The organism is Cyclobacterium sp. 10D3-21 (genome assembly GCF_055809755.1).
Genome location: NZ_CM147924.1, coordinates 1,344,238 through 1,356,357 on the forward strand (window position 1 = coordinate 1,344,238; position 12,120 = coordinate 1,356,357).

General features: G+C 39.0%; 11 protein-coding genes. 4 read left to right on the plus strand and 7 right to left on the minus strand.

Annotation, left to right across the window (positions count from 1 at the left end; all coding sequences use genetic code 11):
• Positions 1-10: 10 nt before the first annotated feature.
• The 3 genes from AC0L7T_RS05675 (at position 11) to AC0L7T_RS05685 (ending at position 2,538) form a co-directional block, all read left to right on the plus strand.
• Positions 11-451, plus strand: a complete 441-nt coding sequence (locus AC0L7T_RS05675) for a GNAT family N-acetyltransferase (RefSeq protein WP_473341518.1) — start codon at positions 11-13, stop codon at positions 449-451.
• A gap of 1 nt (position 452) precedes the next feature.
• Complete coding sequence (locus tag AC0L7T_RS05680; RefSeq protein ID WP_473341519.1) at positions 453-1,523, plus strand: alanine racemase; 1,071 nt, start codon at positions 453-455, stop codon at positions 1,521-1,523.
• A gap of 430 nt (positions 1,524-1,953) precedes the next feature.
• Entirely contained in the window at positions 1,954-2,538 is a 585-nt protein-coding gene (locus AC0L7T_RS05685; protein ID WP_473341520.1) for a porin family protein, read from the plus strand.
• Between the two features lie 266 nt (positions 2,539-2,804).
• Here the strand turns inward: AC0L7T_RS05685 and AC0L7T_RS05690 are convergent, their stop codons facing one another.
• The 5 genes from AC0L7T_RS05690 to truA form a co-directional block, all read right to left on the minus strand.
• Complete coding sequence (locus tag AC0L7T_RS05690; RefSeq protein ID WP_473341521.1) at positions 2,805-3,686, minus strand: carbohydrate kinase family protein; 882 nt, start codon at positions 3,684-3,686, stop codon at positions 2,805-2,807.
• Complete coding sequence (locus AC0L7T_RS05695; RefSeq protein ID WP_473341522.1) at positions 3,679-5,022, minus strand: sugar porter family MFS transporter; 1,344 nt, start codon at positions 5,020-5,022, stop codon at positions 3,679-3,681. The genes AC0L7T_RS05690 and AC0L7T_RS05695 overlap by 8 nt, the downstream gene beginning before the upstream one ends.
• Before the next feature lie 364 nt (positions 5,023-5,386).
• Entirely contained in the window at positions 5,387-6,082 is a 696-nt protein-coding gene (locus tag AC0L7T_RS05700) for a hypothetical protein (protein ID WP_473341523.1), read from the minus strand.
• Between the two features lie 531 nt (positions 6,083-6,613).
• Positions 6,614-7,129: a DUF4494 domain-containing protein gene (locus AC0L7T_RS05705; protein ID WP_473341524.1), complete on the minus strand. Its 516-nt coding sequence runs from the start codon at positions 7,127-7,129 to the stop codon at positions 6,614-6,616.
• A 208-nt stretch (positions 7,130-7,337) separates the two neighbouring features.
• Positions 7,338-8,129 carry a tRNA pseudouridine(38-40) synthase TruA gene (gene truA, locus AC0L7T_RS05710; protein ID WP_473341526.1) on the minus strand — a complete coding sequence of 264 codons (792 nt, stop codon included), beginning with the start codon at positions 8,127-8,129 and terminating at the stop codon, positions 7,338-7,340.
• Between the two features lie 260 nt (positions 8,130-8,389).
• Here truA and AC0L7T_RS05715 point away from each other — a divergent pair, with 260 nt between their 5' ends.
• Complete coding sequence (locus tag AC0L7T_RS05715) at positions 8,390-9,898, plus strand: sulfatase family protein (RefSeq protein WP_473341527.1); 1,509 nt, start codon at positions 8,390-8,392, stop codon at positions 9,896-9,898.
• A 148-nt stretch (positions 9,899-10,046) separates the two neighbouring features.
• Here the strand turns inward: AC0L7T_RS05715 and AC0L7T_RS05720 are convergent, their stop codons facing one another.
• Positions 10,047-10,661, minus strand: a complete 615-nt coding sequence (locus AC0L7T_RS05720) for a transposase (protein WP_473341528.1) — start codon at positions 10,659-10,661, stop codon at positions 10,047-10,049.
• 72 nt (positions 10,662-10,733) lie between these two features.
• Positions 10,734-12,080: an enolase C-terminal domain-like protein gene (locus AC0L7T_RS05725; RefSeq protein WP_473341529.1), complete on the minus strand. Its 1,347-nt coding sequence runs from the start codon at positions 12,078-12,080 to the stop codon at positions 10,734-10,736.
• Between the last annotated feature and the right edge of the window lie 40 nt (positions 12,081-12,120).

Sequence of the window (12,120 nt, forward strand, 5' to 3'; positions counted from 1 at the left end):
AAAATCATAAATGTTTACCTTAGAAACACTATCGGCTATTGACAACGCTACCTATTTGCAAAAACTTGAAATTGCTGACTTTTTATTTGAGCACCTTGATCAATATGGAGACCCTAAAGAGGACATCATGCGGTGCCTCGATTATGCACTAGATCAAGCGGCGGATAAAGGTGGGTTTTCAGTTATAGCTAGAGAAGAAGGGAAGGTTGTAGGCGTTGTGGTTGTCAACAAAACAGGTATGTCCGGTTATATTCCCGAAAATATAATAGTGTATATTGCGGTGGATGCTTCACAGAGAGGCAAGGGCATGGGGAAAAAGCTGATGCAAACAGCTATAGATATGGCGCATGGTGATGTAGCGCTTCATGTTGAGCCCGATAATCCCGCAAAAATTCTTTATGAAAAATTGGGCTTTGAGAATAAATACTTGGAAATGAGGTTGAAAAGATAATATGGCATTCTTAAATCTATACAGGGATAAGCTCAAAGCTAATTTTGAATTTTTAAAAAATGAGTTTGAGCTCAATGACGTGTCTTGGGGTATTGTGTCTAAGATTCTTTGTGGTAACCGAATGTACCTACAAGAATTGATCAACATGGGTACCAATGAAATTCACGATTCACGAATTAGTAATCTGGCGAAAGTAAAAGAATTAAACCCAGATGTTCAGACTGTTTATATTAAGCCACCATCAAAAAGGAATCTTGGAGATGTGGTAAGGTATGCTGATGTCAGTCTTAACAGCGAATTGAATACCATTAGATGGATTAGTGATGAAGCTGTAAAGCAAAATAGAAGGCATAAGATTATAATTATGGTGGAAACCGGGGATCTCCGTGAAGGAGTGATGGGAGACCATCTGCTGGATTTTTATGCTAAGGTATTCGAACTGCCAAATATTGAAGTTATAGGTCTAGGGACCAATTTGAACTGTTTAAATGGAGTGCTTCCATCTGCAGATAAGTTGATTCAACTGTCCCTATACAAGCAGATTATTGAGCTTAAGTTTAATAAAAAAATCCCTTGGGTATCCGCAGGAACTTCAGTCACCATCCCACTTATGCTTCGCAAGCAATTGCCTAAAGGTGTAAACCATTTTAGAATTGGGGAAACGCTATATTTTGGCGTGGACCTGGTTGAGGAAAAAACGATTGAGGGAATGCACAGCAATGTTTTTGAATTGTTTGCTGAGATTATCGAAATGCAAGAAAAACCATTGCTACCTACAGGTACGCTTGCGGCTAATCCTCAGGGCGAAGTCTTGGAAATTGACACCTCACTTTACGGTCAATCTTCCTTTCGGGCCATACTCGATTTAGGGCTTCTTGATGTAGATCCTAAATACCTTATACCTGATGATGGAGCCTTTGAAATATTAGGAGCCAGTTCTGATATGATCATTATCAATTTGGGGGAAAACCCAAAAAATTATAAAGTGGGAGACTTAATCAAGTTTCAGCTGAAATACATGGGAGCCCTGGCAATCCTTAATTCTAGTTATATAGAAAAGAGAGTGGTTTGATAGAAACCTCTTTACTTATTGAATTCATATTGGCCTTACCTATAACTTTGGTCTTTTCCGGATGGTAAATGGCCTTTATTTTGTTGCCTCAAAGCCCAATAGTCATTTTGCCGACCAGGCTTTGGAGGCAGCAATGGTAAGGGTAGAACAAGCTCAGAATAAGAAAATGTATCATCGAAAGGAGAATAAATAAGTTCTATTTTTTAGCGCATTAAGCCGCTTTCCTTCCTGTGCTAAAAATCTGTTTATCCAGTTGCTAATTTTATCTTCTAGTCTGCTACGTCAACTGTTTAGTTTTTATAGGTAAAATTATGGTATTTGTATGGATATAAATGCTTTGTTTAAATTTTTATATTAATATTTGATTATTATATATTCTTTGGCATAGAATTGGTTTCTTCAATATATTCAAACCAATTATTATATGATTATGAAGAAACTAGGATTAGTATTATCGCTTTTATTATTGGGGTCTGTCGCTGTTCATGCGCAAAGTAAATCCGGATTTGGTGTCCGGGGTGGAGCAAATTTCTTTACTTGGGGTGGCTCAGATGTGAGCAGCAATGACTACAACAATCGTGTAGGGTTCAATGCAGGGATTTATGGGAATGGTTTTATTTCTGATCGGTTTTCTATCGAGCCAGGCCTTTATTATTCTGTAAAAGGAACACAAAATGATGACATGGTCAATTCCAGGGCTGTTTTGAACTATGTGGATTTACCGATATTGTTTAGAATTTACGCCACTGATGGTGTGAATTTATTTTTTGGTCCACAGGCTTCAGTACTCTTAGGGTCTAGTTTTGAAGCCGATGCATTGGGGAATACCTATGGTTGGGATACCGACAATATTAATGATTTTGATGCAGCCCTGGTCGTAGGAGTCGGGTATAATTTACCAAAAGGTTTTAACCTTCAGGCAAGCTATGATTTTGGAATCAATCCGGTTTTCAAAGATTCAGACGCATCAGTTTACAATAGAGGATTTAAATTGTCAGCAGGGATTAGTTTCTAACATTTATCAAGGACCTGTAAGTTAGAAAAGGCTGTTTCATGCCTTTTGATTACTTTCTGAAATTTTTTAGTAAAATCTCCCGGATGATGTTACATTTTTCGGGAGATTTATATTTACACAAATTCAAAGATCCTCGAAATTTTTATGGTTGGGAATGAACCTTTAAAATGTTAAACCGGATTATGCATTAATATTCCCTGAGCTTTTTCAGAAAGAGGTTTTAGCTGGCGGGTACACCTTTTAAATGTTTAATGCTTTTTTCGGATTTAAATGCTTTTTATGGCGTTGATGTCTTCATCCTTGTATTGAGGTGTGCCACCATTAAAAGTTGCTACCAAAGCTCCTAGCGCACAAGCAAAGTCCAGTATTTTCTCTGGCGATTCCTTAGCGAGATATTTGCTCACAAACCCAGCCAGAAAAGCATCTCCAGAACCCACGGTATCCTTTACTTCTACTGGATAACCTGGATGGTTGATCACTTCTCCCTCCTGGTAAATCGCTGCACCTTTACTCCCCAAGGTTATGCAGACCAATTCAAATGAAAATTGCTCGCTCAGTTTTTCGAGGGCTGCCTCCATTTGGTTAGGCAGGCCATAAAAATCTGCTAGCAATGTAAGTTCATCCTCATTAATCTTTAGGATATCCGCTTTGGTCATAAGGCGATCCAATAAATCAGCTGTGTAAAAAGGCGGACGAAGGTTGATGTCAAGTATTTTTAGCGCTGGAGCTTCCAAAAGTTTGAAAAGCGTATCCCTACTTTCCTCGTCTCTTGCTGCCAGGGAGCCAAAAATTATGGCATCGACATTTTTAGCTGCTTTTTCTATCTCTTCGGACCATTGGATATGGTCCCAGGCGACAGGTTTTACAATTTCATATTTTATATTCTCCTTGTCTTGGTTGTCCACTAAAACACTACCAGTAGGAAATTCTTTGTCTACTTGGATCAAATCATGGTTTAGACCATATTTTTCTGTAAAAGAGAGCAGTTTACGGCCCGGTTTATCATTACCTACTTTAGAGATCATTTTTACATCCAAGCCAAGATGCTGTAGATGTAAAGCTACATTCATAGGTGCGCCTCCGGCAATGCTTTCCTTAGGGAATACATCCCATAACATTTCGCCGAAGCAGATTATTTTTTTAACCATTTTCTTTTATAAAATCTTTTTGAATTTCTTCAAGTGAACGCCCTTTTGTTTCAGGCATTTTAGTAAATACCCAGATCAATTGGAGCACCATCATTGCTGCAAAGAAGCCAAAGATCACCATTGGTCCAAACTGATTGGCCATAAGAGGGAAAATATTGGCGACGATCGCTGCCAGTATCCAGTGCGTAAAACAACCCATGGACTGCCCATGTGCTCTAAGCTCATTAGGGAATATTTCTGAAATGAATACCCAAATGACAGCGCCTTGCCCAACAGCATGAGAGGCAATAAACATAAATACAAATATTGGCAATAGGGAATTATTGATTTCAGCTCCGGAAAAGGAATAGGCAATTAGGAGTAAAGAAACGATATAGCCGAATGAACCAATATACATTAATTTTTTTCGACCAATTCTATCAATTAAAAAGAGTCCTAGCATGGTGGCAATTATATTGACCACTCCAATTCCTACTGTAGATAACAGGGCACTTTCAGCGCTGATGCCTGCCATGTCAAAAATTCTGGGAGCAAAATAAATAATCGCGTTGATCCCTGATAGTTGATTGAACAAGGCTATAAAAATAGCCAACATGGTGATTTTTATGTATTTTTTATTGAACAAAGCCATAAAACCCACTTGTAGTTTGTTTTGCTTTTTCTCTTCCAATGCAAGTCTTACCGCTTCTTCAACTCCTTCAGGATCTGTTTTTCTAAGGATTCTTTCCGCATTTTCAAAATCTCCCTTTTTAGCAATCAACCATCTTGGACTCAGTGGTACCCTCATCACCAATAAGGTATAAATCAAAGCTGGAAAGGCTTCCATGCCCAACATCCATCTCCAACTATTTTCTCCAAAATTCAGACCAATGAGGTAATTGGATAAATAGGCCATCAATATCCCAAAGACAAGGTTGAATTGGTACAAGGCTACCAGCTGCCCTCTGTTTTTGGCAGGTGAGATTTCGCTAATATACATGGGTGCAACTACTGAAGATGCGCCAACACCCAAGCCTCCGATAAATCGAAAGATCATAAAGGAATAAATTTCTGGAGCAATTGCGGAACCAACAGCAGATACAAAAAAGAGTATACCAATCCAGATAAGTGATTTTTTCCTCCCGTATTTGTCTGCAGGAATACCCCCAAATAAGGCCCCTATAACAGTACCGTACAATGCGATAGCTATAGCGAGGCCATGACTCCAATCACTTAATGACCATAGTTCCTGAATCTGCCTTTCCGCGCCTGAGATAACAGCAGTATCAAAACCAAATAAAAAACCTCCCAACGCGGCTACGAGGGAGAGAAACAGGACATAGCTATTGATTTTCATAGATTATCTGGGTGTGATTTTTTTTAAATCTAAAAAGTTATGGGCTTTTTAAAAAATTTATTTCGAATTTAAATTAGAATGACAACATATAATGCTAAATGCCAGGCCTTGATCGAAATTGACGAAGTGGTTCTTTCACACCTCCGGATTGTTTAATATTACAGTAAAACAGAAATAAACAGGTGTTTTAAAATCCAGTTTTGTAGGTGTTTCTGTTTTTTTAAGGCTTTGCTTAAAAAATAATAATCTCACTTGATGACTAATAAAGCATTAGGTAAAATAAGTTTATTATGGAAAAGTTTGAGCCAGTTTTCTTAAATGGTCAACAAAATTACTGGGAAAACGATTAACTTAACCTATGTAATCAATACCTGTAACCTAAATGAATTCGGTAATAAAATTGAAACTGCATTAACATGTCAGCTTTTATTCGTTTTTGCTGAAGATCGTTACCATCTAGTTCACTGAATGGGCTATAAATAAATGTGGCTTCAAAGCCAATGTCAGCATTTGATTCCAGGTCTTTGAATATTCCGATCCGGAAAGGTATGTAGACGCCAGCGTCAGAAGCCTTATAGCTTTCGGTTTGTCTTCTTGGGTCATTAAGAATTAATTTTTCATCTGTACGCTGTGAATAAAAATACCCTAAACCCAATCCTGTGTACACTTTTATTAAGGAAGGTATATAGCCACTTAAATTGGGGTTGATATGATAAATTGGCATCACATCTCCAAAAAAAACATTGCCGGAAAAAGCATGCGGGAGATTTGCATCAGCTATTACATCTATTTGTTCTTGATTGTAGTGATCACCACTGTTTATCATTTGCCAGCCAAGCGTTCCTTTTACATCTAAAAAAGGGTTTATTTTTTTTTGGTAATCGAAGGAAAGTGCAGGTAAAACCTTGAACTTGAATTTGCTATGAATTCCAGTATTGTCACCATACATAAAAGAGGGACCAATTCCAATGCCAAGCTTGTCTGTACGGTTATCTTGGGAAAAAACTGGATTTAATGATAATAAAAATATACAAACTAATATGGATAGCGTGCTTTTCATATAGTGAAATTTCCTGTAATTCGATTCGCAAGTTAGTCATAACTTGTTAATATATTAAGTAAAATGTATTTCGTATTGAATAAAACGATTTTGGCTAAACTTTTAATCAATTAACCCTGAATTTACGAAATTACAATTGAATGTGGGTCAATATTGCTTTTGTTTCTCCAAAGGCCTAAGTATTAACGAATAAGCAGTAGTAATTGTTTTAAATGTTAAAAACAAGGGAATAAACGCTTTTAACACTTCTTAAAACTTGCTTAGCAGGATGTCTGAAGTTTTAGCGATAAAAATATAGGGTGGGTATGGAGGCCATTTGCCTAAAAAAAAATCATAATAAAACCGAGATGGATTTGAACCACCTCGGTTAATGCTTTATAAATTCACGAACCTAGTAGGTAGATTGCGTGGAATTGTCTTTATTAATTTAAGATGCGGCGATTTAGAATCTAAAACCTAATATTGTTTGTGATAGGTTAAAATTTAGTGGTAAATCACGGATCCCTGAAGGAGCGCAAACCTTTTCTAAGGTCAGTTTTCCTCTACATTCTCACTTTGGTTTTCTACTTCTGCCAAAGGCTTCAAATTATAAGGGATGGCAGGGTTTAGCTCTTCATCGTCTTTCTCGTAGGGGAATATTTCAACAATTGGGCTTTCAGAAATATCCGGAACATTGAAACTTACCAGCATATTGTTCAGGCTTTCGTAGATACGATCATAAGCCTCTTTGACATTGTGAGCAGTCACCAGCATGAACTGGGTTACTTTTTTCTCTTTGCCACTGTCTGCATCGGCTATAATATAAGTGATTTTACATTTGTGCCAAACATCCACATCTTCGAAGAAAAAGACATCTACGATATTGCTTTTACTGATGCTTGTAACCTGAAAATCTCCCCTGATGACACTGCCCAGCATGTCATATATCCTGGCTTCAGCCTCTGTAAAGGATACTGCATCTACTAGGTATTGTTCTGAGACATTTTTGAGAAGTCCCTCCTCATTTTCTTTGGCGTACTTTACCTTACACAAAAACCATGTTCTCATAATGTATTGCTTCTTGACGATGAAGTTACGAAGGTAATCTGAAATCCTAAAAACAAAAAAACCTTTGGAAGAAATCCTACAAATTTGACAGAATTAATTCTTTTTGGTATAGGTAAATGCTCCTGCCTTCTTGAAATCCTTCTTTTAAAAAGAACAGGTAATTAGTGTCTAAGTTGCTGTTTATCTGATAGATAAAAGTGGGTCAAATTCAAAATAAATCATTGGTAAAGGAGACGTTTTCCAGAATCAAGCCATTAGCAGGCGCTTTTCCACACAATGGTGTTTTCAATGGACTCTCCAGTGCATTTTGAATTTCTGACAAGCTTATTTCACCTTTTCCCAAACTTAAAAGCGCTGCAGCCATCCTTCTAACTTGATGCATAAGAAAACCGTCCCCAATCACCCTGAATACCATGACATCATTTTGGGGTAAAAATGCATGGTCTCCAGATGGCTTTTCGATCTTTGAGTAAGTGATATTCCTAATAAAGTCCTCTGTATTTTTGCCATGAGTGCAGAATCTCCTAAAATCATGCTTTCCTTCTAGTAGGGACGCTCCTTCTTGCATGATTTTCAAATCAACCTCCAAGCCGGCATAGGCCACTGAGCCAGCATACATAGGGTGCGGTTTTTCTCCAATAGCAAAATAATACCCATAGCTTTTATTGGCTACATCCTGAATGATATTAAATGAATAAGTGGATTGGTTGGCACCCAATATTTTAATGTCAGAAGGTAAATTCTCATTCAATGCATTGATATAATCCTCAGGGTTGATTGGCTGGGGCAAGAATAACTCAAAGGCACCATAAAGACAAGAAACCCCTGTATCTGTTCTGCTCGACCCCAGGATATTAAAGTCTTCATGTTGCAGTACATAACGAAAAGTTCTTTCAAGTGTTCCCTGAATGGTTTTCACTCCTTTTTGCACTTGCCAGCCATGGTATCTGATACCTAAGTATTGCAATCTGAACACATATTTAAAAGGCTTGGTCTGCATGGTGCAAAGCTATAAATAGAAGGATTAATTGCCAACTATGCTTGGAAAAGGATTGTTTTTTTAATTGGCAAAGTCCTACTATTAAAGCAAAATTCCAGGTAATTTTTTTACCTTGGTTTTTGATAATAAACCATGTTTCGTCTTTTTATTTGGCAAGGAAAATCCAATTTTTCAAAAACAACTATTAGACTTGTTTGGATTGTGGATTTGAATGTTATAAAAAGAAGGCTACCAACGAGTAAATCAATAACCCAAAGAAAATGTACACTAAAAGAGGCAAAATAGTTTTTGCAGCAATTTATCTGTTTTTGTCCACCTCGGTGGCTTACGCTTTTCAGGGAGCTGGCGAAAGGCCTAATATTTTATTTATTCTAACAGATGACCAGGCACAATGGGCTTTTGGTGCTTCTGGTGACCCCAATGCATTTACCCCTAATTTAGATGATTTAGCCACTAAAGGCGTGACTTTTCGCAATGCCTTTACCACTACCCCTGTGTGCAGCCCTTCCCGGACCAGCATTATGACCGGGCGCTATGCAAGTGAATACAATATTTTGGATTTTATAGTCAGTCCCACGCATAGTGTATTGCAGTATGATCCAAATGTAAATGCAGGGCTAGACCCAAAAAGCACCACATTTGCTGAAATGTTGCAAAAAGCCGGGTACCATACTGGACTGGTGGGAAAATGGCATTTGGGGGACTGGACAACTAAAGAAGGAGAGAAATATCATCCTAAAAATCATGGATTTGATTACTTTATGGGGCTCCCTGGTGGGGGGACTACTCCTGAGAATCCAGAATTGGAAATAAATGGTGAGTTGAAAACCGTTAAAGGATTGACGACAGATATATTGGCGGACCAAGCCATGGCTTTTATAAAGGAGACAAGGGATGCCCCTTTCTTATTGTGTTTCAATACACGTGCGCCTCATTCCCAGTGGTTGCCGGTGGCAGATGAGGACTGGGCACCATTTCAAAATATGGATCCAGTCATTCCTAATCCTGGCTATCCTGATCTGGACATTGATAAAACCAAAAGAAAGATGAAAGAGTATCTGGCGAGTACAGCAGGTATGGATAGAAATGTGGGCAGGCTCATGGCAACGCTTGAGGAGATGGGCATAATTGACAATACCATTGTTGTTTTTCTATCCGATCATGGATACAATATGGGGCACAATGGCATAGAGCACAAAGGCAATGGGAAATGGATCACCAAGACTATACCTGATAAAACCGAAAATATTAATGCTGGTTACCGACCCAATTTATACGACAATTCTCTTAAGATTCCTGCTATTGTTTATTGGAAAGGAGTAGCGCCGGCAGGGCGAAAGATTGATGAGACTATTTCTGTGCTTGACATTTACCCTACGCTTCTTGAAATGGCCGGTGTAGGGCTTCCTTCAGCAGAGGAACATGTTTTAAGAGGGCGAAGCCTTGTGCCTTTGATCAAAGGAGAAAAGATTGCCAATTGGGACAATGATTTTTATTCGGAGTACAGCATGGTTAATTACGCTACCTCCTTTTTGAGAAGCTACAGAACACCCGAGTGGAAGCTGGTCAGAGACTTTATGGATCCCAAGCGGGATGAATTGTACCATATCGCCCTTGATCCTGAAGAAAACATTAACCTTATCCATGATCCAAGTAATGAAGTACGTGAAATCATTGATTCCCTTCACCAAAAAATATTAGCCAAAATGCAAAAAATAAACGATCCGTTATTGGGGGAGTTGCAGGTTGATAGGGGGTATTTTAGGTAGGGAGGGATGTGGTGATCTGTGATTTAGTGATTTAGTGATGTTGTGATCTGTGGTGATTATTCTCTTAATCGATCACTGATTACCTTTTATCTCCCAAGAATAACTATAACTCAAAATAGCTATAGCTCATACAAATTTCTGAATAAGATTAATCTTCGAATTGTAAAATAACGTCTCTTTTTTTCATCTCCTGATGAAAACTGAAAAAAGCATCTGTTCCCCCAAACCAGGAAAGGCCTTCTTTTTTGGCCAGTTTGGTAGGTTTCGTTTTCAAATAGGTATGCCAGCTACTATGTGGCCAATCTGTAGGATCTTTTACAAACCCATGGTGTACAGGGTTATTATGGATATAGGCGATCAGGGCAGTAAAATAGGTGTCCGAATCTATAAGTTTTCGATGAAAACGGGGAATAAAGAGAGTGCCTTTGCGGTTAAACATTTTGTTGAAGGCTTGTGAGTATCCGTTGAAAAGATTGGAGAATTGTTTACTAAGGAAAAGGTTTGTCTCTGCTTTGGTATAATTCCCTTGAAAGACTTCTGTTTTTTTCAGCTCTTTCTCTCCTCGAAACCTTATCATCAAGTGTAGGTGATTGGGCATAAGGCAATAGGCGAATGTTTCCCCAATCGGATAAATGTATTTTGTGTATTTCTCGAGAAAATAACGGTAGTTTTCCTTCGATCGGAATAGGTTTTCGTTTCCAGTGGCGTGTGTCCAGATGTGATACATACGTTCAGGCTCCAGTGGTATACGTGGATCGGGCATTTTTCGCTTCTATTTTAATAGCCCTCCAAGGGTTCAAAAACCCTTGGAGGGCTGGTTAATCGTGATATTTGTTTAAGGCCTAATAATCGTTCCATCAAATTTCCTTACGGTCCATCTGGAATTGGTGTGCATGGGATATTTTGCAGCCAACTTTTCATTGATGTCTACGCCCAAACCTGGGACTTCATTTACCCACATATAACCGTCCTTCATCGTAGGTGATCCAGGGAAAATCTCTCTGGATAAATCCGATATCCTGGCAGCTTCCTGGATACCGAAATTCCAGATGGCCAGGTCAATGTGTGCATTGGCGGCATGTCCTACAGGTGAAACGTCTCCCGGACCATGCCAGGCAGTTTTTACGCCATAAAATTCACCTAAGCGCGCAACCTTCATCGCTGGAGTGATACCGCCAATCTGGGATATATGAATTCGGATATAATCAAACAAACGATTGGTCATCGGCTCCTTGAATTCATTGATATTGTTGAACAATTCCCCCATGGCCAAAGGAACAGTCGTGGCATTTCTCAATTGTTTGAACCATTCCATTTGTTCTGGAGAGAAGGGATCCTCAATAAAGAAGGGATGATAAGGCTCCACACTTTTGATAACATTAATGGCATCTATAGGGTCCAGTCTTTCATGAATGTCATGCAGCAACTCTACTTCCTCACCGCATTGCCTCCTTACGGTTTCAAAAAGCTTGGGAACATCCTTTCTGTATTTTCCCTGATCCATGTATTGGTCCGTATCACGGGCAAAACCTTGCTTTTTAAAGTCCGGTTCGCCAGAGATTCCTGCGCCACCATAGCCTCCTTGTTGAATCCTTACATAACGGTAGCCTTCCTCCATAAAGGAAGACACCTGATTTGCAGCCTCCTGCGGCGTGTTGCCACTGGCATGGGTATAACATGGAATGGCAAACCTGCATTTACCACCTAACAATTGGTATACTGGCATATTGGCCCGCTTGCCTTTGATGTCCCATAAGGCTTGGTCAATTCCGCTAATGGCATTATTGAGCACCGGACCATTGCGCCAGTAAGAACTTACAAAAACTGACTGCCACATGTCTTCGATATTGTCAACATCCTTGCCTACACAGAAATCCTTCAGGTATTTTTCTATAGCGGTGATCACCGCAAAGGCCCTTTGGGTGAACGTGGCGCAACCCAAGCCATAAAGACCAGGCTCTGAAGTTTCTACTTTTATTACGATCAGGTTGGAGCCACTCGGAGCAAGGCCTATGGCTTTCACATTGGTGATTGTTAAAGGGGGGAGGCCATTGAGATAGGCTGGTTTCTCCTTTACTGTTTCAGCCTTGGCATTAGGCAATACGCCAAGCATTCCTGCCATGGTTCCTAATCCCAGGCCTTTGAGTAAATTTCTTCTGGTGTAATTTTCCTTTACTTTCATTTTTTATCAACTATATGATTTATCGGTTTTATTAATATTC

Coding starts and splice junctions, on each gene's coding strand:
- AC0L7T_RS05675 (WP_473341518.1), top strand. CDS start 11: ATGTTTACCTTAGAAACACTATCGGCTATTGACAACGCTACCTATTTG.
- AC0L7T_RS05680 (WP_473341519.1), top strand. CDS start 453: ATGGCATTCTTAAATCTATACAGGGATAAGCTCAAAGCTAATTTTGAA.
- AC0L7T_RS05685 (WP_473341520.1), top strand. CDS start 1,954: ATGAAGAAACTAGGATTAGTATTATCGCTTTTATTATTGGGGTCTGTC.
- AC0L7T_RS05690 (WP_473341521.1), bottom strand. CDS start 3,686: ATGGTTAAAAAAATAATCTGCTTCGGCGAAATGTTATGGGATGTATTC.
- AC0L7T_RS05695 (WP_473341522.1), bottom strand. CDS start 5,022: ATGAAAATCAATAGCTATGTCCTGTTTCTCTCCCTCGTAGCCGCGTTG.
- AC0L7T_RS05700 (WP_473341523.1), bottom strand. CDS start 6,082: ATGAAAAGCACGCTATCCATATTAGTTTGTATATTTTTATTATCATTA.
- AC0L7T_RS05705 (WP_473341524.1), bottom strand. CDS start 7,129: ATGAGAACATGGTTTTTGTGTAAGGTAAAGTACGCCAAAGAAAATGAG.
- truA (WP_473341526.1), bottom strand. CDS start 8,129: ATGCAGACCAAGCCTTTTAAATATGTGTTCAGATTGCAATACTTAGGT.
- AC0L7T_RS05715 (WP_473341527.1), top strand. CDS start 8,390: ATGTACACTAAAAGAGGCAAAATAGTTTTTGCAGCAATTTATCTGTTT.
- AC0L7T_RS05720 (WP_473341528.1), bottom strand. CDS start 10,661: ATGCCCGATCCACGTATACCACTGGAGCCTGAACGTATGTATCACATC.
- AC0L7T_RS05725 (WP_473341529.1), bottom strand. CDS start 12,080: ATGAAAGTAAAGGAAAATTACACCAGAAGAAATTTACTCAAAGGCCTG.